General features: G+C 64.5%; 14 protein-coding genes. 7 read left to right on the forward strand and 7 right to left on the reverse strand.

Features of this window, described 5'->3' with window-relative positions; translation table 11 throughout:
* The first annotated feature begins 292 nt into the window (after positions 1-292).
* From leuA to ACO06R_RS06490, 4 genes are all read left to right on the forward strand, one after another.
* Positions 293-2,008: a 2-isopropylmalate synthase gene (leuA, locus tag ACO06R_RS06475; protein ID WP_421857506.1), complete on the forward strand. Its 1,716-nt coding sequence runs from the start codon at positions 293-295 to the stop codon at positions 2,006-2,008.
* Between the two features lie 255 nt (positions 2,009-2,263).
* On the forward strand, positions 2,264-3,868 hold the full coding sequence (locus tag ACO06R_RS06480; RefSeq protein ID WP_421857508.1) for a tetratricopeptide repeat protein: 1,605 nt from the start codon (positions 2,264-2,266) through the stop codon (positions 3,866-3,868).
* Positions 3,869-3,882: 14 nt separating this feature from the next.
* A complete protein-coding gene (locus ACO06R_RS06485; protein WP_421857510.1) occupies positions 3,883-4,710 on the forward strand; it encodes an alpha/beta fold hydrolase in 828 nt (275 codons plus the stop codon).
* A gap of 111 nt (positions 4,711-4,821) precedes the next feature.
* On the forward strand, positions 4,822-5,604 hold the full coding sequence (locus tag ACO06R_RS06490) for a hypothetical protein (RefSeq protein ID WP_421857512.1): 783 nt from the start codon (positions 4,822-4,824) through the stop codon (positions 5,602-5,604).
* Here the strand turns inward: ACO06R_RS06490 and ACO06R_RS06495 are convergent.
* Positions 5,601-6,494: a metallophosphoesterase family protein gene (locus tag ACO06R_RS06495; RefSeq protein ID WP_421857514.1), complete on the reverse strand. Its 894-nt coding sequence runs from the start codon at positions 6,492-6,494 to the stop codon at positions 5,601-5,603. The two genes, ACO06R_RS06490 and ACO06R_RS06495, sit on opposite strands and share 4 nt — an antisense overlap.
* A gap of 71 nt (positions 6,495-6,565) precedes the next feature.
* On the opposite strand from ACO06R_RS06495, the gene ACO06R_RS06500 reads away from it, so the two are divergent.
* Positions 6,566-7,030 carry an NUDIX domain-containing protein gene (locus ACO06R_RS06500; RefSeq protein ID WP_421857516.1) on the forward strand — a complete coding sequence of 155 codons (465 nt, stop codon included), beginning with the start codon at positions 6,566-6,568 and terminating at the stop codon, positions 7,028-7,030.
* Here the strand turns inward: ACO06R_RS06500 and ACO06R_RS06505 are convergent.
* Positions 7,021-8,010: a glutathione S-transferase family protein gene (locus tag ACO06R_RS06505; protein ID WP_421857518.1), complete on the reverse strand. Its 990-nt coding sequence runs from the start codon at positions 8,008-8,010 to the stop codon at positions 7,021-7,023. The two genes, ACO06R_RS06500 and ACO06R_RS06505, sit on opposite strands and share 10 nt — an antisense overlap.
* A 291-nt stretch (positions 8,011-8,301) precedes the next feature.
* On the opposite strand from ACO06R_RS06505, the gene ACO06R_RS06510 reads away from it, so the two are divergent.
* Entirely contained in the window at positions 8,302-8,835 is a 534-nt protein-coding gene (locus tag ACO06R_RS06510; protein ID WP_421857520.1) for a GNAT family N-acetyltransferase, read from the forward strand.
* Here ACO06R_RS06510 and ACO06R_RS06515 read toward each other — a convergent pair.
* Positions 8,823-10,154, reverse strand: coding sequence for a sugar-transfer associated ATP-grasp domain-containing protein (locus ACO06R_RS06515; RefSeq protein WP_421857522.1), 1,332 nt, complete (start codon positions 10,152-10,154; stop codon positions 8,823-8,825). The genes ACO06R_RS06510 and ACO06R_RS06515 overlap by 13 nt on opposite strands.
* Positions 10,155-10,495: 341 nt before the next feature.
* On the opposite strand from ACO06R_RS06515, the gene ACO06R_RS06520 reads away from it, so the two are divergent.
* Entirely contained in the window at positions 10,496-11,494 is a 999-nt protein-coding gene (locus tag ACO06R_RS06520) for a hypothetical protein (RefSeq protein WP_421857524.1), read from the forward strand.
* A gap of 11 nt (positions 11,495-11,505) precedes the next feature.
* On the opposite strand, the gene ACO06R_RS06525 is transcribed toward ACO06R_RS06520, so the two are convergent.
* The 4 genes from ACO06R_RS06525 to ACO06R_RS06540 are packed head-to-tail and all read right to left on the reverse strand — an operon-like array spanning position 11,506 to position 18,374.
* Positions 11,506-13,590: a hypothetical protein gene (locus tag ACO06R_RS06525; RefSeq protein ID WP_421857526.1), complete on the reverse strand. Its 2,085-nt coding sequence runs from the start codon at positions 13,588-13,590 to the stop codon at positions 11,506-11,508.
* Between the two features lie 2 nt (positions 13,591-13,592).
* The gene (locus ACO06R_RS06530; protein ID WP_421857528.1) at positions 13,593-16,418 is read right to left on the reverse strand and encodes a DUF4159 domain-containing protein; all 2,826 of its coding nucleotides are present in this window, start codon (positions 16,416-16,418) and stop codon (positions 13,593-13,595) included.
* A complete protein-coding gene (locus ACO06R_RS06535; RefSeq protein ID WP_421857530.1) occupies positions 16,418-17,356 on the reverse strand; it encodes a DUF58 domain-containing protein in 939 nt (312 codons plus the stop codon). The genes ACO06R_RS06530 and ACO06R_RS06535 overlap by 1 nt, the downstream gene beginning before the upstream one ends.
* Positions 17,357-17,366: 10 nt before the next feature.
* Entirely contained in the window at positions 17,367-18,374 is a 1,008-nt protein-coding gene (locus ACO06R_RS06540) for an AAA family ATPase (protein WP_421857532.1), read from the reverse strand.
* Positions 18,375-18,383: the final 9 nt, after the last annotated feature.

Below are 18,383 nucleotides of genomic sequence, written 5' to 3' on the forward strand. Positions count from 1 at the left end.
TATCCCTTGCGTCCATGACACTCGCGCGCGCAGATGAGATTTTCACGCCGGTAGCCGTTTTGGCCGCTGCGTCAACGCGCGCGTTTGCCGAGCGTCTTTCCTCGCCAGCACTGCTGCTGCTTGGCCTTATCCGCGGTTGCCGGGTCCTTTGAGGAGCGCCCGGCGGCCGGTTCCGCCTTTAGGCCAATAGCTCCCGACAAAGCTTTACATGACCGATGAATTGACCCTAAGAGGGCCGCGTCGCCTCGCCAGATGACAAGGCAGGCCGGCGCGAACGACAAGAGACAACAAAATGACCGTTCAAAGCCAAGCGGACGCCGCGCGCGGCATGCCGGAAGCAGCCGAGAAATACCGCCCCTATCCGCAAGTCGATCTCGCCGACCGGACATGGCCGTCGAAGACGATCACCAAGGCGCCGATCTGGTGTTCCGTCGACCTGCGCGACGGCAACCAGGCGCTGGTCGACCCGATGGGCCACGAGCGCAAGACGCGGATGTTCCGGCTCCTGCTCGACATGGGTTTCAAGGAAATCGAGATCGGCTTTCCCTCGGCCTCGCAGACCGACTTCGACTTCGCGCGCTGGTGTGTCGAGCAAGGCGCGGTGCCCGAGGACGTGTCGCTGCAGGTGCTGGTGCAGTGCCGGCCTGAACTGATCACCCGGACCTTCGAGGCGCTCGCGGACGCCCACAAGCCGATCGTGCATTTCTACAACTCGACGTCGGAGCTGCAGCGCCGGGTGGTGTTCGGCAAGGATGTCGCAGGCATCAGGCAAATCGCCACCGACGCGGCCAAGATGATCACCGACATGGCAGCGAAGGCCGCGAAGGAATCGGGTCATCCGGGGTTCCGCTTCCAGTACTCGCCGGAGAGTTTCACCGGCACCGAACTGCCGGTGGCGCTGGATATCTGCAACGCGGTCGCCGAGATCGTCAAGCCGACGCCCGACAACAAGCTGATCATCAACCTGCCGGCGACCGTGGAGATGTCGACGCCGAACATCCATGCCGACCAGATCGAGTGGATGTGCCGCAATCTCGACAATCGCGAGAACCTGATCGTCTCGCTGCACCCGCACAACGACCGGGGCACCGGCATCGCGGCGACGGAACTCGGCCTGATGGCCGGCGCCGACCGGGTGGAGGGCACGCTGTTCGGCAATGGCGAACGGACCGGCAATGTCGATCTCGTGACGCTGGCCTTGAACATGTTCACGCAGGGGCTGGACCCCGAACTCGACGTGCACGACATCAACCGCATCCGCGACGTCTACGAGCATTGCAACCAGCTCGCCATTCCCGAACGCCACCCCTATGTCGGCGAACTGGTCTACACGGCGTTTTCCGGCTCGCACCAGGACGCGATCAACAAGGGCATGAAGGCGGCCGGCGAAAGCGGCGAGCCCATGTGGGAGGTGCCCTACCTGCCGATCGACCCGGAAGATGTGGGCCGCAGTTACGAAGCGATAATTCGCATCAACTCGCAATCCGGCAAGGGCGGAATTGCGTACATCATGGAAGCCGATCACGGATTGAACCTGCCGCGGAACCTCCAGGTGGAATTCCGCGACGTGATCCAGGGCATAACCGACAAGGAGGGGCGCGAGCTGTCCTCGGAACGGATCCATAGCGAGTTCCTGTCGACCTATGTCGACATCGCGAACCCGCGCCTGCGTTTCATCACGCATCGCAGCGTGGCGCAGGACGGCGATGAGCAGCGACTCGTCGAAGCCGAGATCGTCGACGGCAACGAGCCGCGGACGATCCAGGGCCTTGGAACCGGACCGGTCGACGGCTTTGTCGACGCCCTTGCGCGTTACCTGGATAGCAAGATTTCGGTGGTCGACTATTCGGAGCACTCGCTGCAGCGCGGCTCCGATGCGGCAGCAATTTGTTACATGGAGATCGAGTTCAACGGCGAGCGGGTGTATGGCGCGGCGATCAAGAAGAACATCGTGGCGGCCTCGCTGGAGGCTATCCTTTCGGCGGTAAACCGCAAGATCGGCCACTGATTCATTGATGATCACCGGGCATGAACGACACGCCAGCATTGCAGTGCCGGCGTGTTCCCGACCGATGTTACATGTTCTAAACTCTACATGTAACATCGGGATACCCCGATCTGCCGAGCACCTGCGATACCGATTGGAGGCGAGGCAAGAATGAAAAGGGTCGATCCGGCGGATGTGGGCGCCGGGCTGGAATCAATACTTGCGAGCGAGACGTTCGCACGATCGGAACGATCGCGCGAACTCCTACGATATCTCGTGTCACGCGATTTGGCGGGCGAAAGCGACAGGCTCAAAGGGTTTGCCATCGCGCTCGACGTTTTCGACCGCGCCGAGGATTTCGATGCTTCCACGGCCTCGGTGGTGCGGGTGCAGGCCGGACGGCTGCGCGAGCTTCTGGATACCTATTATGCCGGCGAAGGTGCACACGACCCGGTGCGCATCGACGTGCCGCGCGGCGGCTATGTGCCGAGCTACAAATATACCGGGGCGAAGCGCCCGCAAACCGCAGAAGAACCGACCGAACCGCACTCGCCGGCGGCAGCCGCTGAGGTTCAGCGTTCGCGGGAACCAGCGGATGCGGTGCCGCCCGCGAACCACGAGCATCTCGTCCAAATCATTCGCAATATTCGCTATTCCTGGTTCGGATTGGCGGCTGTCTTTGCGCTTATGATCGGCATGATCGTGCAGTCGATGATATTCCGTCCGGGTGATCCGGATCACACTCACCCGCATGACGAAACACAGGTCGCCTTGTTCGATGGCGTGCCCGCCAGCCGGTTCATGCCCTGGGTGATGGTTACGGCCGATGACGATGAGATCGACATCACGCAAATCGAGGATGCGGTCGGCCGCTTCGAAACCATAGAGATTATCCATGGGGAAGATGTTGCTGATCATGCAGAGACGCCTGGATTTCTTCTGAATGTCGTCATGCGCGACGGCGACACGGTGCTGCGCTTCGTCGATGCGGAAACCGGCGTGCTGGTGACGACGGGCACGGTCACTGCCGATACCAGCGAACCCGACTTTGCCACCCAGCTGAGCGGCCAGTTGATGAAGATCCTGCCTTCCAGCGGCGCGCTTTACGGCCACCTGATTTCCGAGGCCAACCTCAATCCGCTGACAAACTGTGTCGTCAGCACGCGAGCGTATCTCTCGCGCCCGACCGAAGCCCGGCACCTGCGCGCTATCCGATGTCATGAGCGGCTGATCGAAGGCGGACTGGAATCGTCTCTGTCGCATGCCTCGATCGGTATCCTGACAGTCCACAAGCTGCGCGAAGGTTACGCTTATCCGGCAGACGCGACCCCCCGGGACGCGCTGGCGGCGGCACGGGTATCAATCGAACTCGATCCCGGTTCGTCTGTCGGGCATCTGGCCATGGCGATGGCGTTTGACGCCTCCGGCGAGCAGTCTGTCGCGCTCGGCCAATTCGCCGAGGCGCACGCGCTTAACCCGTTCGACCTGACAATTGCCGGCGTTTACGGTGTTTCGCTCAACCGCGCCGGCCGTTTCGCCGATGCCTATCTGCTGCTCGACCGGGCCGTGCGCGCGCTGCCCGCCCATCGGCCCTGGCTCGATCACGCCTATTTCGTCGCGGCTTTCCAGACCGGTCGTACCGACTCGTTCGGGCGGGCGGCCGCGGCATTGGCCGGTTACGAGGAGCCGGAATTCATCGCTGCCCGGCTGATTGCCGCCGACGTGGACGGAAACGAGAAGCGCCGCACTGCGCTGGCCAGGTCGCTCAACTCGAACGAGCATACCGACTTCATGAGCAATGCGTACGAATTCTACCAGCGTTCGATGCCGCCGGAAGCGGCGGCCAAGCTTGCCGAAGCCTTGAAATCGGCGGCAATCTGAGGCTCCATTGCCGCATGTGGAGCACACAACATATCGATCCGGACACCAAGCTGTGCTGGAAGGAGAGCGGCGGGGCACAAACCGGCTCCGATGCGATTGGCGACGAGACGCCGATCGTGTTGCTGCATGGCTTCGCCGGCCAGGCCGAGGACTATATCGCGGTCGCTGACAGGCTCGCTTCGTCCGGCCGTATCCTCGCGTTCGACCTGCCGGCGCATGGCGGTTCGCGCGATTGTACGGTTCCCGGACATCCCAAGGCCGCCAGCGAAGCGATCCTTACCGCGTTGAAGAACACCGGCGTCGAAACATTTCACCTGTGCGGCTTTTCGATGGGCGGGGCGATTGCCTGTCTGATGGCCATGAGCGCGCCGGAGCGCGTCCGGTCGCTGACGCTGGTCGCGCCCGGCGGCTTCGGTCCGGAAATCGGGGCGGAAATCCTGGACAAGTTGGGCGGGGCGCAAAGCGAAACGGAACTTGCCATGGCCATTCAGATGATGGCCGGACCCGACTTCGATCTGCCGGTATCGATAATCCAGCGTACCGTCGAGCAACGGCGGGACCCCCGGCTTGCGGAAGCGCAGCGCCTGCTTGGCGAGCGGCTTTTCAAGGGCGGGGTTCAGGGCATGATCCCGCGCGCAATGCTTGAAAACGTGCGTTGTCCCGTCGAAATCGTCTGGGGCACCGGCGATCCGATCGTGCCGTTCCAGCAGTCGGAGAACCGCCCGGAGGCGTTCCGGCTGACCGCATTGCCGGGTGCGGGGCACATGCTACTGGCCCAAGCGCCCGAAGCGGTGGCCGCGGCAATCGGTCGGGCAAAACGGGAAGCCGGCACCACTGCCTGACGGCCCCGAGCCATAGCGACGAGACCGGCGCAGCAAGCGCCCAAAAAGAGTCGCGAATGCTTGTCATAGTCGTTTACAAAGCATGAACAGGCTTCACGTGTGCGCGTAACGATGGGTAAGGGACCGAAAGAGACGACATCCGGACCGTCCGGCACACTGGGCGAGGCGATCCGCCAGATCCGGCTGGCCGCGGCGGAGCGGGCCGATGTGGTGGTCGAATTGCGCGAGACCGACCGGGCGCGCCTCGAACTGCTCGCCCACGAACTTGCCGATGTCATCGAAGAGGTTCCGGTCGAAGATGACCGCTTCGATTTCGCTATTTCCAGCGGATTGCAGCCGCGCTTCTGGATCGATGCGACCGCGCATGTGGCGATGGGCCGGGACCGGAGGACCTACCGTTTCGTGCGCGATACGCGGCTCGGCCGGGTGGTGTTGGCGGAAACGCCGGACCGCGTACAGGTCGCCGCCCGGGTGACGGTCTATATCGCGGAGCGCGTGCATGAACGCGAACTCGTGCTTGCTGGCGAAACGTTCTCCGCGCGCGAGTTGGCAAGCGGTCGCGCCATCGGCCATGAAAACACCAGCCTCCTGCAGGGTCAGACGGCTGACGGCGAGGTTCCGCCGCCGGCCGACCGGCTTGCGCACCTGGACAGTGAAGTGCTGGCCGGGCTGGCACCGCGCCGGCGGAACCTCGCCGACGCCCGAACACGAAAGGACCGACAGGCGGCTGCACCGGCCGCATCGCCTGAGCAGCCGTTCGTCGCCGAGACCGAACCGGCGGCAACCGCGCAGCCGGAGGCCCGGCGGAAGAGCAATTATGGGATCGCGCTTTTCTCGGTCGTGGTCATCGCCGGGGCAGCGATCGCCTGGCGCTATCGCGACGCGATCCTTTAGACAGCAAGTTCCATGCGATCGGTGATCGCTGTTGCCTGCCCGCTTGCGTCCAGCGCGTGCTGTTCAAGCCGGCACGTCCACGCGCCGGGGCCGCCCGAAACATGCAGCAGGTTGAAGGCCGCGCCTCTCGGGCTGTTCCCGGGCGCGGCGGAGCCGGCGGGTACACCGATCACTGGCACCCGGCCGCCGTGTGCGCCATCCAGCATGTGGCGCTGGGGCAGGTGGGTGTGGCCGTGCAGGACCAGTTCGGCACCGTGGCGGGCTATGACGCGCTCGAACCGGCGAATGCCATAGAGCCGGCTGCGCGGTCCGATGGCGCTACGGACCGGCGGATGGTGAATGAGCATGACCCGGTAGAGACCAAGGGCTGCCGTCTCGTCGAGGATCTCGGCGAGGCGGGCCGCTTGCGCTGTGCCGAACAGGCCGGCGGCAATGAATGGCGGGGTGGCGACGGCGGAATTGACGCCGATGACCGCAACTTCGCCGCGCCTGCGCAGATAGGGGAAGCCAGCCTCACCGTCATCTCCGGCCATATTGGCCGACCAAGCCGAGACGGCCCGGGCGAGCGCGCCGCGAACGTAGGCGTCGTGGTTGCCGGGGACGGCGCTGACATCTGCCGGCCGACCGAGCTGCCGCAGCCAGTCCGCCGCATTGGCGAATTCCGCGTCGAGCGACAGGTTGGTCAGGTCGCCGGTGACGGCGATGTGATCCGGGCCGGTCTCAAGCATTGCAGATACCAGCCGCGACAACGTTTCCCCGGTCATCGCGCCGGCGCGGTTGCGCTGCCAGTTGACGTAGCCGGTGATGCGCTTGGAGAATAACTCGCCAAGATGGACCGGTGGAAGCGGCGCCAGATGAACGTCGGAGATGTGGGCGAGCAGGAACGACATCGCCCTTTCGTAAGTCAACCGGGTGATATTACAACCGTAGAGACGCGCGGAAGACAGCGAGGGAGCGGAACTTGGGGCTTGGGAAAAGACTGCGGAACGAGTTTATCAACTTCCTGTTTCTGCTGGTGCGGCCGAAAACGCTCGGCGTTCGGGCGATCGCCTTTGACGGCGAGGGGCGCGTGCTGCTGGTCAAGCACACCTATGTTCGCGGGTGGCACTTGCCCGGCGGTGGCGTGGACCGTGGCGAATCGGTCTATGAGGCGCTGCACAAGGAATTGCGCGAGGAGGCGAATGCCGCCTTCGACGGCACACCGGAGTTGATGTCCGTCCATCTCAATCAGGGCATGTCGAAACGCGACCACGTGGTGGTGTTCCGCTGCGACGATGTCGTGCAGACGCAGCCAAAGGAACGGGATCTGGAGATTGCCGCAGCGGCGTTTTTCGCGCTCGACCAGTTGCCCGAAGACACGACGAAATCAACGCTGAGACGGATTCGCGAGTGCCAGGGGCTGGAGCCGGCCGACCACTACTGGTAGGCGGCGAAACGGGCGCGGTCGTGCGGAGCGTCGAGGTCGAGAGCCGGTCCGACAGGGATAATCCGTGTCGGATTGATGGTCTCGTGACTGGCGTAGTAGTGGGCCTTGATGTGGTGCATGTCGACGGTGCCAGCGACGCCCGGATGCTGGTAGAGGTCGCGCAGATAGTTCGACAGGTTCGGATAGTCGGCGATGCGGCGGATGTTGCACTTGAAGTGGCCGACATAGACCGGGTCGAAGCGCACCAGCGTTGTGAACAGTCGCCAGTCGGCTTCGGTCAGGCGGTCTCCGACGAGATAGCGCTGGCGCGACAGGCGGTCGTCCAGCGTGTCGAGCGTCTCGAAGACGTCGAGCACGGCTTCCTCATAGGCTTCCTGGGTGGTGGCGAAGCCGGAGCGGTACACGCCATTGTTGATGTTCGGGTAGATGAGCGCGTTGATCTCGTCGATCGCGGCGCGCAGTTCGGCGGGATAGAAATCCGCGTTGTCGCCGGTCAGCCCGTCAAAAGCCGAATTGAACATGCGGATGATCTCCGAAGACTCGTTTGAAACGATGGTCTCACGCTTCTTGTCCCAGAGGATCGGCACGGTGACACGGCCGGTATAATCCGCCTTGGCGCGCACATAGATCTCGCGCAGGAAGCGCGAGTTGAACAGCGTGTCGCCGGTGGCGCCCTCGGAGCGCTCGAATGTCCAGCCATCCTCGCCCATGAAGTGGTCGACAACGGAGACCGTGATCAGGTCTTCCAGCTTCTTCAGTCGCCGGAAGATCATGGTGCGATGTGCCCAAGGGCAGGCGTGCGACACGTAAAGATGGTAGCGGCCGGCCTCGGCCGCAAAACCGCCTTCGCCGGTCGGACCGGCGCTGCCGTCAGGCGTGATCCAGTTTCGGAATGCGGAATCCTGGCGCACAAAACGTCCGCCGCTCGATTTGGTGTCGTACCAGCGCGTGTGCCATTCGCCGTCGATCAAAAGACCCATTGTTGCGCTCCCGCTCCCGTATCTGTCCGGTCCGCATTCGTTTCGCTGGCCGGATATCTAGTCCGCGGGCTGCGCGCCGTCAGGAGCGCAAACGTTAAACAATGCGTCACCGCGGCGTTGGCGTATGCCGAGCGGGCGAAAAAAACATGTGGACCTGAAGGGGCTTGCGGTGCTAGGCGGCGAGCATGAGCACTGCACTGAAGGCAATCGCGATCCGACGATGAACCGGGACGGCCCCGCCGCCGCCCGCCAATTCCGCCGTTTTCTTCGCCGATCCAGCCTGGTGCCAACATGACTGCCTTTGCCATTGTGCCCGAAACGGGCGCCCACGACACCGCCATCGAAACCCTGCATGCCGAAGCCTTCGGACCGGGCCGTTTTGCGCGCGCCGCGTTCCGGGTGCGCGAAGCCGGATCGCACGACCCGGCGCTGTCCTTCGTCGCAGTCGAGGCGGAGAGCGATCGGCTGGTCGGTTCGGTGCGGCTGACCTGGATCGAGACCGCCGGGACCGGCTGTCGCGGGCTGCTGCTCGGGCCGCTGGCCGTCATGGAGGAACTGAAGGGCAAGGGTGTGGGCAAGGCGCTTTTGCGCAATGCGGTCGATGCCGGACATGCAAGCGGCGCGCCCTATATCCTGCTGGTCGGCGACAAGCCTTACTACGAGCCCTTCGGGTTCAAGACCGTGCCGGCCGGACAGGTGCGGATGCCGGGACCTGTCGATCCGGCGCGGCTCCTGGTCTGTGCATTCGATCCGAGGGCAACGCAGCGGATCGGCGGCGACGTAAGGTGGTGCGGGTCAGGACAAACCGCCGGTCAGCCTGTCTGATCATCCAGCCATTTGGCGATGTGGTGCTCGAGCAGGCGCGAAAACCGTGTGCCGAGAAAACCGCGCTCCATCTGGACGATCTGCGTGCCAGGCGGAGCGTTGACCTCCACTGCGCAGGGCCCGGTAGGGGTGATGCCGATATCCCATCCTGCCAGCAGCAGTTCCGGATAGCTTTTTTGCAGGTCGAGGGCGAGTTGCGCTGCTTCGTCCCACTGCGGCAATCGCCAGCCGTCGATTTGCGTACCGGTAACCGGGTGTACCGTAAAAAACCGGGGATCGGCGAAGAAGTTCATTATGCGGCCTTGCCGCAGACGGCCAGTTTCGATGTCGACCGGAAAGGCAACGCCGTTGCCATGGAAGTTGTCGACGATGGCATCCGGGGTGCCGCCGGTGCGAAGCGCACAAAAGACGATCTCGGGATCGTCATGCTCGTCGCGCAGGGTGATGATCCGCAAGGTGGCAAACGCATTGCCGACCATGGAAGCCATTGAGGCTGAATTCTTCAACGCCAATTGGACGACCATGCTTTCCGGTTGATCGCAGGGAATGCCGAACCTCGACGGATTGCCCGCATGCCATCCGGCGCCCGCAGCGGATTTGCGGATCAGCTCGAACAGGGCGGCGGCGGTTAGCGTTCCGCCCTTGCCGTCGTCATAGCTGTCGGGGCCCAACCACCGGAACACCGCGCTGCCGTAACCCTGGGCTCCGCGATTGGGTTTGGTGAAGAGATCGCCTGGCGGCAATGAGGCTGGGACAGGCTTGCCATAGATGTCAGACACGCCGTCCGGCGTCACGACCGCGATGGTTTGCGCGCATGGAAAACCGTGCGACCGGCAGTGCCGTTCGAAATCCTGCTTGCTCCAGAAGTCCTGCCTGCTGTTCGCTGCGGCGACACGTTGCCCGGTTACCGCGTAGGCCGGCGCGAGAAAGAACTGGTAGGAGACGTAGTCGTTCAACTCCGTGCCGCCATGATAACGGGCCAGACCATAGCGGTAGTAATCACACGGTTGAACGTTCGCGCGTGCGGCGACGCGAACGATGTCGCAGAGCTGCCCGGCGAGACTGCGGCCAAGCGCTGTCCTTGTCGATCTCGCATGGCTGCGCATCTGCTCGATCACGGTAAACGGAAAGCGATACAGCCAACCGAGTGTGCGGCGCAGCAAAACCCAGCGCGATGTCCCGGCCCATGCGATCCATGAACTCGCCTGCCGCAGAACACTTCCATCCGATGATTTGTATGTGCGCGCCGGCCTGAACAGGAACACCGGTGTCGGCCTGAAAATCGGCACGTAGGTATCCGGTCGTTCTGCATCGGTCATCGTGCTGTAGTTTCCAGAAGGCCGAGTTCGTCAGCCTTTGAGGGCAGTCAATACTTTGCTTGGCAAGCTTATCTGCCGGAAAGGAAGATATTTCCTTACGGAACATGTGCGATGCTTGTCTTGCACTGTCAAGCGAAGGTGTGGTCGTGGTCGGGCACGGCAGAACCCCGCACAATCCGGTTTCGGTGGCGAACATCGCCAGCCGGGGAGGCCCAGAAAATCCGGTAGGAAGAAATGGCCGGTGATGCGATTGTCCTCCAAGCAAGGAAGCCCCGCTCGACAACCATGCCGCCAGCGCTAGTTTCGCGAATGACGTTGCGTCATCTTTTGAGGGGTATACGATGTCAATCGCGGTTCGTCCGGCTGAAGTCACCGACCTCGATACGGTAGTCGATCTTCTCATTGCCGATGCCATGCGTCGGCAGGAGACGGACCCGTTGTTCTGGAAGGTGAAAGCCGATCCGCGCGCCAAGGTTCTCCCCCTTGTCAGGGCATTTCTGGCGGCAGAATCCCGGCGCGTGTATCAGGAACTGTTGCTCGCCGAGGCCGATGGCGGTGTTGTCGGGATTGCAAACGTCCTCGTTCTACCGGTGCCGCCGATCTATGCCGGCGGCTCGCTCGGTCCTCCCGGGATCATCCTGGAGGCCTGCTTTGTCACCGACGATGCGCCGGAGGGCACCTATCAGGCCTTGGTCGAGGCGGCTGAAACCGACCTGCGGCGGGCCGGCGCCGAAACGCTGCTGGCGCAGTCTGCCGCTGGAGGGGATCTGGAAAGGGAGTATGTCAGGCGAGGCTACGAGCCACTGACCTTGTATCTTGCCAAAACGAGGCTCCGGAAGGCCAGTGGCTCTCCGGCGATTCGCAAAGCGAATGATGACGATATCGCAAACATCGTGACCGCCAGTGCCGAGCATCGACGCATCCTCAATCATCTGAACGTGTTCTGGAAACCGTCCGACGCTGCCGACACCCATTTCGCCAACTGGATGCGAAAGAGCCTCACGCTCGACGATCGCGACATGTTCGTTTGCGAAAGCGATGACGCGTTTCACGGCTACGCCATCGCTCAGCCCGCAACGCATCTGCACTTCCCGTTGCCGCATGACATCGGCGCTATTGGCGTGATCGACGATTTCTATCACGTCGATTTGCGCGATCCGTCTGCGCTACCCGAAGAGACCACGTGCGGGGCCGAGCTGTTTCGCGCGGCCGAGGCAGCGCTCGAAGCGCGGGGTTACGATGCGGCCTTTGCGGTGTGCCCGGCAGCGTGGACGTCGAAAACCGCGCTGCTTGAGGCCGCCGGCTACCGCAATGCGATGACCTGGCTCAAGAAGCGATAGGCGTCGATCCGCTATCGCCCCTCGCGCATCCAGGTTCCGGCGAGGATCATCAACAGCAGGGCAAGCCCAAGGAAGCCCGAGAAGAACGAATAGCGGGTAACGCCAAGCAGTTCGGTCTCGTCGGTCGTGCGCAGGCCGAGCCAGTCGCGCCCGCTGGCGCTGAGATTGGCGCGCACCGGCAGAATTCCGGGCACATTCAATCCACCGGATGCATCGGCGAGGCGGCGTACACTGCCGCCGCTTGCTTCCGCGACGGGCGCAAGGAGGTCCGGGGTCGAGATCATGGAGCGGAATTCGGCGGCGTCGACCGGACCGGCATGGGCGAGTGTCGTGAAATCGCCATTGGCGATTTCGTAGATGCCGACCTCGTCGGTGTCGACGCGGGCCGAGAAGATGCCGTTGCCATTGTCGGTCAGCTCGACCTCGATCTCTTCTCCCGACGGCGCGGTGAGCCGGGCCGTACCCGCGGCATTTTCCATGGTTTGGCGGCGAATGGTGAGCGACTGGCCGTCGGCGACCGCCGTCAGCGCCTCTTCCTCAAGCTCCGGTTCCTTCATCAGCCAATGGGCGATGCGCCGGTAGAGGCCGACATGCGGCCCGCCGCCTTCGAAGCCGCGCGCCCACAGCCAGCCATGATCGGACAAGATCATGCCGACACGGCCTTCGCCGAAGCGGTTGAGGATGAGCAGCGGCCGCGCGTCGGCGCCCTGCATGGCGATGACGCCATCCGGCGGCTCGACATCGATGGTTCGGAACCAGCGGCCCCAGCCGGGCGGCTCGATGCCGCCGCCATCGAGATCGCGGGTGACGGGATGGCGCATGCCATCCTCAGAAACGCGCGGATAGTAGCCCTTGGCGGTGACGATGCCGGTCGGCGTGGCCGGCAGCGCCGTGATCAGCGGCGTGCGGGCGATCGAGTTGGCACCGGCATATTCCGGGCCGGCAGCGACCAGCAGCGCACCGCCGGCGCGCACATATTCGGCGATGTAGTCGTAATAGAGCGTCGGCAGCACATTGCGGTACTGGTAGCGGTCGAAGATGATCAGGTCGAAATCCTCGATCTTCTCGACGAACAATTCGCGGGTCGGGAAGGCGATCAGCGACAGTTCGTTGATCGGCGTGCCGTCCTGCTTTTCGGGCGGACGCAGGATCGTGAAGTGGACAAGATCGACCGAGGCGTCGGATTTCAGGAGGTTGCGCCAGGTGCGTTCGCCGGAATGCGGCTCGCCGGAGACGAGTAGCACGCGGAGGTTCTCGCGGATGCCCTGAATCTGCGCCACGGCGCGGTTGTTGGCGGTCGTCAGCTCGCCGTCGCGGGGTCTAACGGCCAGCTCAACGATGTTGGTGCCGGCGCGGTCAAGCTCCAGTTCGAGCGGGGTTTCGCCACCGATGATCGCGGTGTCGGCGAAGACCAGATCGCCATTCAGATAGACCTCGACGGCGACCAGCCCGGTTTCCGGATCGGCGCCCGCATCGGTGACGCTGTAGGAGAAGGAGACCGGCTGGCCGGTGATCGAAAAGCGCGGCGCTTCCACGAACTCGATCTTGCGGTCGAACTCGTCGGCACGGCCGGTGATCAGCCCGTGGACCGGAACGCCGTCCGGCAGGCCGGTCGCGCCGGCGGGGATGTCGTGCACCTGGCCGTCGGTGATCATGATCGCGCCGCCGACGCGCGAGGGCGGAACGTCGCGGATCGCCGAATTGAGCGCCTCGAACAGGCGGGTCTCGGGGGCGGCCGTGTTCGAGCCCGGCGGTGGCGTTTCGACTTCGCGGACATCGAATTGTGGATAGCGCTCGAGCCGGCGGCGCAGCGTGTCGAGCGCGGTGTCGGTGACATTGGGCCGGTCGTCCAGCTTCTGGCTCTGGCTGCGGTCGACGATCAGTGCCACGGTGGTGGAAAGCGGCGCACGCTCCTCCTCGTTGACGACCGGATTGGCCACGGCAAACGCCAATGCGGCGGCTGCCGCAGCGCGCAGTGCCGCGCCGCGCGCCTGGGCATAGACGGCATAGGCAATCAGCAGGGCAGCGGGCACGCAGAACAGGACGAGGAGCGGCCATGCGACCAGCGGGGCGAATTCGAGTGACAGCGTGACCATGGCTACTGTCCCAACCTTTCGAGGATAGCCGGAACATGCACCTGGTCGGATTTGTAGTTGCCGGTCAGCATGTACATCATGATGTTCACGCCGGCGCGGAACGCATAGATGCGCTGCAACGGATCCGACGAGATCGTCGGGAACATCGGCCGTCCGAGTTCATCGAGCGCCCATGCGGCGGCGAAGTCGTTGCCGGTGATCATGATCGGCGAGACGCCATCGCCGGAACGCACCGGCCGGTCGCCATTGCTGCCTTCTGCGGCGATTGCCTCGACCCAGAGCGGCGAACCGGCATATCGGCCGGGAAACTGGTCCAGAATGTAGAACGCCTTGGTGAGCACGTGGTCTGGCGGGACCGGCTCCAGCGGCGGCACGTTCAGATCGCGCAGGATGTCGCGCAGACGCTGGATTTCGGGCGAACCGGAGGTGCCACCGAACGAAGCAGTGAGTTGGTCGCGGGTATCGAAGAGCACGGTGCCGCCGGCCTGCATGAAGGCGTCGAGCCGCGAGACGGCGCGGGCGCTGGGCATTGGCGCATCGACATCGATCGGAAAGTAGATGAGCGTGTAGAAGGCGAGTTCGTCGGTTTCCAGATCAAGCCCGACAGGATCGGCCGGCTCCAGCGCGGTGCGGCTCTGCAGATAGCGCGTCAGGCCACTCATGCCGGCGGCGCTGACATCGTCGGTGGCGGGATTGCCGGATTTTACATAGGCCAGCCGGGTCGTTTCGAGCAGTTCGATGATCGCGTCATCGCCCGGCTTCTCGTCCGATTGCTGGGCGTCCACTTGGCTGGCCGCGAGCATCAGCGCGCAAAAGGCAATGAGCGAGGTAATCGCAGCGGCGCCGCGCGCGGGCCGGATGGGCGAACGCCGGAAACGGCCGTTGATCCACAAGACGGCGGCGGTGTCGAGCGCGATCAGGAGCAGGGCAGCCAGGAACAGCGGGCCGCGCAGGTCCTGTTCCTCGCCCCGGTCGTAGGCGGCAACGGATGCGGGCGTTTCGAGATCGGGACGACCGAGCGCCTCGAGCCGGTCGCCCTCGGCAAGGATGTTGCGGGCAACAAAGCCGTCGACGGTGCCGTAAAGCCCGGCGGGATGGTCGAAATCGGGAGCACCGGCAATAGCGGGCGTGTCGAGCGGACGGACATGGCTCGGCGGCGTGCCGAGTTCGCCGTTGGCGGACAGGATGCGATAGGGCGGCAATGCTTCCGCGGTCGTTGAAGCGCCGGCCTGAAGCGATGTGCCGGTGTTGCGCGACAGGTTGGCGATCCGGCGCAGCATCTCCACGAAGCTTCCCGAAATCGGCAGGTTCGACCAGGTGGCCTCGGCGGTTACGTGGAACAGCACGATGGTGCCCTTGCCGCGCGCTGCGCCGGTGACCAGCGGCGTTCCGTCGGCGAGATTGGCCCAGGTTCGCGACGCCAGTTCGAGATCGGGCTCGGCCAGCACCTGCCGGTTGACCGAGACTTCGCGCGGCGCATCGAGGCCGCCGAACGGGCCGGTAGCGGGGAAGGGGGCGACCGGCTGCGGTTCGGTCCAGGACAGCGTGCCGCCAAGGGTTCTTTCGCCAAGCCGCAGGCGGACCGGCAGCAGCGGGTCGTCGACGGCGGTCGCCGCGAGGCGCGGTCCGGCGAAGCGGACCAGCGTGCCGCCGTCCTCAATCCAGTCGGAGAGTTGGTCGGCGGCGTCTTCGGGTAGAACGCCGATATCGGCCATCACGATGACCGCCGGCCCTTCCTCGACAAGCGCGGGGACATCGACGGCCAGGTCGCCGGTCTTGCCTTCGACAAGATCGGCGTAAGGCTGCAGCGCCCGACCGATATAGAACAGCGGCGACAGCAGCGGCTGGTCGAGATCGCCGGCCTGTCCAGTCAAAAGACCGATGCGGCGCCGGCGGGTGTTTTCATCGACCAGCCAGACGCCTGCCGCATGGGCCTGCCCGTCGAGGCGCAGGCTGGCGAAGTCGTTGCGCAGCTCGAACGGGACATCGAAGCGCGCGGTCGCAGTCGTTTCGCCAGCGGGAAACTCGGCCATGGTGTCGGCCAGGAGCCGGCCCTTTTCGTCATAGGCCGCAACGGCGAGAGGATCGCCGCCGGATGACGGCGCGACGATGGTCACGTCGAAGCTGGTCGGCGTGTTGGCGATATCGGAGATGGCGCGGAGATCGGCGATCCCTTCGTCGAAAACGATGACCTCGGCAAAGCCGGCCGCATCGATCGCCGCGACCAGTTCCGGTGTCTGCGGCGTGGCGACACCGTCACCAAGCCATGCAAGCGTTGCGCCGAGCCGGTCGTCCAGCGCCTCCGTCAAGCGGGCCAGCGCCGCCGGACGGTCTGGCCGCGCGGCGAGCGGTTGGGTAGCTGCAAGGACCGGCAGAATGTCGGCGGCGTTGCGCAGCAACACCTCGGCATTGTCCGGCGCGACGGTGAATGCAAGTGCGACCGGGCGTCCGGCCTCGGCCGCCTTTTCGATCAAGGCGGCGGCCTGTGCGGCACGCACATCCCAGTCGTCGCCGGCGGCCCAGCTGTTGTCGACCATGACGGCGAGCGGGCCTTCGCCGGCCGCGACATCGGCCAGCGGATTGATGACCGGGCGGGCGAGGGCGACGATCACCAAGGCGGCAATCGTCAGGCGCAGCAATGTCAGCCACCAGGGGCTGCGGGCCGGCGTTTCCTCGCGGCGCGCGATCATCGCCAGCAGGCGCAGCGGCGGAAACACTTCTGTCTTCGGTTTCGGCGGGGTGAGCCGCAGCAGCCACCAGATGACCGGCAGCGCCAGGAGACCGGACAATACGGCCGGGGCTGCAAAGACGATTGGCAGCCCGAACATCAGGCAGCCCCGCGAACGGGTTGGCCCGGCACCGCCGCGGGCTGACCGGTCAGTCGTCCGTGCAGGGCGACAAGCGCCTCGGAAGCGAGACGGTCGGTGCGGTTGACGGTGTAGCTCCAGTCGAGCTTGCGGCAATGATCGCGCAGCATCTCGCGACGGGCGCTGTAGATCTCCTTGTAAGCCTCGCCCCAGCTCTCGGCGCGGCCGGCGGTCAGACGCGCACCGGTCTCTGGGTCTTCGAATTCGGTGCGGCCGGAATAGGGGAATACCTCCTCGACGGGATCGGCGACTTCGAGCAGGTGAATGCGCGCACCACGGATCGCAACCGTGTCGAGAAAGGCGATCGTCTCCTCCGGCGGATCGAGGAAGTCGCCGACCAGTACGACATCGCTGTGTTTTTGCACCAGATCCAGATTGGGCGTGTCGGGCAGCGCCAGCGCATGTTCGCTGGCCAAGGCCATCGCCAGCCGTTCGGCGCCGTTGCGCGACGTGACCGGCTTCAGCAAGCCGGGATAGCCGATGCGTTCGCCGCTGCGCGAAAGAAGTTCGGCCAGCGCGAGGGTCAGCACGATGGCCCGCGATTCCTTGGCGACGGTCCCCAATTCGGACTTGAACAGCATCGACGGGCTCGGATCGGCCCACAGCCAGACCGTGTGGGCGGCCTCCCACTCCATGTCGCGGACATAGGTGTGGTCATCGCGCGCCGAGCGGCGCCAGTCGATCTTCGCCAGCGTTTCGCCGGCGACATAAGGCCGGAACTGCCAGAAGGTCTCGCCGATGCCGCGCTTGCGCCGCCCGTGCCAGCCGGCGATGACCGTGGAGACGATGCGGCGCGCCTCGATCAACAGGTCGGGCACCAGCGCGGCGCGCAGACGGGCGCGCGCCAGGGCGTCGTTCCTGTCTTCCCTCGGTTTGCGGATGCCGACAGATCTCGCCATGGGCTGGATCTTACTCCATCGAGTCCACGAGTTCAGAAATAACGTTGCGAATGCTGACGCCTTCAGCGCGCGCGGCAAAGGTCAACGCCATGCGGTGTTGCAGGACGGGCGCGGCGAGCGCCTTCACGTCGTCGATGGACGGCGCAAAACGCCCGTCATAGAGCGCGCGGGCGCGGCTGCACAGCATCAAGGCCTGGCTGGCACGCGGTCCCGGTCCCCACGCAACATGGGCGTCGGTCGAGGCGTGGCCGGTGCCCGGCCTTGCGGAGCGAACGAGGTCGAGAATGCCCGTGACCACCGATTCGGGTACCGGCATGCGACGAACCAGCGTCTGCAGTGCGGCGAGGCGTGCGGCCGTGAAAACCGGCTCGGCGGTTCCGATCTCGGTTCCGGTGGTCTCGAGCAGGATACGGCGCTCGGCTTCGATGTCGGGATAGTCGACGTCGATCTGCAGCAGGAAGCGGTCGAGTTGCGCTTCGGGAAGCGGGTAGGTGCCCTCCTGCTCCAGCGGGTTTTGCGTTGCCAGCACGTGGAAAGGCTGCGGCAGGTCATGGCGCTGGCCGCCAAAGGTGACGTGGTATTCCTGCATGGCCTGCAAGAGCGCCGACTGGGTGCGCGGGCTGGCGCGGTTGATCTCGTCGGCCATGAGCAGCTGCGTGAAGATCGGGCCCTTGACGAAACGGAAGCTGCGCTTGCCGTCCTCGTCCTGTTCCAGCACTTCCGATCCGAGAATGTCGGAGGGCATCAGATCCGGCGTGAACTGCACCCGGCCTTCCGACAGTCCAAGGACGGTTCCCAGCGTTTCGACCAGCTTCGTCTTGGCGAGGCCAGGCACGCCGACCAGCAGCGCATGGCCACCCGAGAGGATGGCCACGATGGCGTTTTCCACCACCTGCTCCTGGCCAAAGATCACCTTGCCGATCTCGGCGCGCATCGCCTTGATGCCATTGAGCGCAGCTTCCGCCTCGGCGATCACCTGCTTCTCGTCCGGTGTGCCGGCGGGGCTATGAATGCTCATGTGTCTCTC

It is taken from the genome of Oricola sp., assembly GCF_965230365.1.
In the GTDB taxonomy this organism is placed as follows: Bacteria; Pseudomonadota; Alphaproteobacteria; order Rhizobiales; family Rhizobiaceae; genus Oricola.

Bases quoted from the DNA above. Each gene is read 5' to 3' on its own strand.
- ACO06R_RS06505 (WP_421857518.1), bottom strand. From the start codon at position 8,010: ATGGGTCTTTTGATCGACGGCGAATGGCACACGCGCTGGTACGACACC.
- ACO06R_RS06515 (WP_421857522.1), bottom strand. From the start codon at position 10,154: ATGACCGATGCAGAACGACCGGATACCTACGTGCCGATTTTCAGGCCG.
- ACO06R_RS06520 (WP_421857524.1), top strand. From the start codon at position 10,496: ATGTCAATCGCGGTTCGTCCGGCTGAAGTCACCGACCTCGATACGGTA.
- leuA (WP_421857506.1), top strand. From the start codon at position 293: ATGACCGTTCAAAGCCAAGCGGACGCCGCGCGCGGCATGCCGGAAGCA.
- ACO06R_RS06490 (WP_421857512.1), top strand. From the start codon at position 4,822: ATGGGTAAGGGACCGAAAGAGACGACATCCGGACCGTCCGGCACACTG.
- ACO06R_RS06495 (WP_421857514.1), bottom strand. From the start codon at position 6,494: ATGTCGTTCCTGCTCGCCCACATCTCCGACGTTCATCTGGCGCCGCTT.
- ACO06R_RS06530 (WP_421857528.1), bottom strand. From the start codon at position 16,418: ATGTTCGGGCTGCCAATCGTCTTTGCAGCCCCGGCCGTATTGTCCGGT.
- ACO06R_RS06485 (WP_421857510.1), top strand. From the start codon at position 3,883: ATGTGGAGCACACAACATATCGATCCGGACACCAAGCTGTGCTGGAAG.
- ACO06R_RS06525 (WP_421857526.1), bottom strand. From the start codon at position 13,590: ATGGTCACGCTGTCACTCGAATTCGCCCCGCTGGTCGCATGGCCGCTC.
- ACO06R_RS06535 (WP_421857530.1), bottom strand. From the start codon at position 17,356: ATGGCGAGATCTGTCGGCATCCGCAAACCGAGGGAAGACAGGAACGAC.
- ACO06R_RS06540 (WP_421857532.1), bottom strand. From the start codon at position 18,374: ATGAGCATTCATAGCCCCGCCGGCACACCGGACGAGAAGCAGGTGATC.
- ACO06R_RS06510 (WP_421857520.1), top strand. From the start codon at position 8,302: ATGACTGCCTTTGCCATTGTGCCCGAAACGGGCGCCCACGACACCGCC.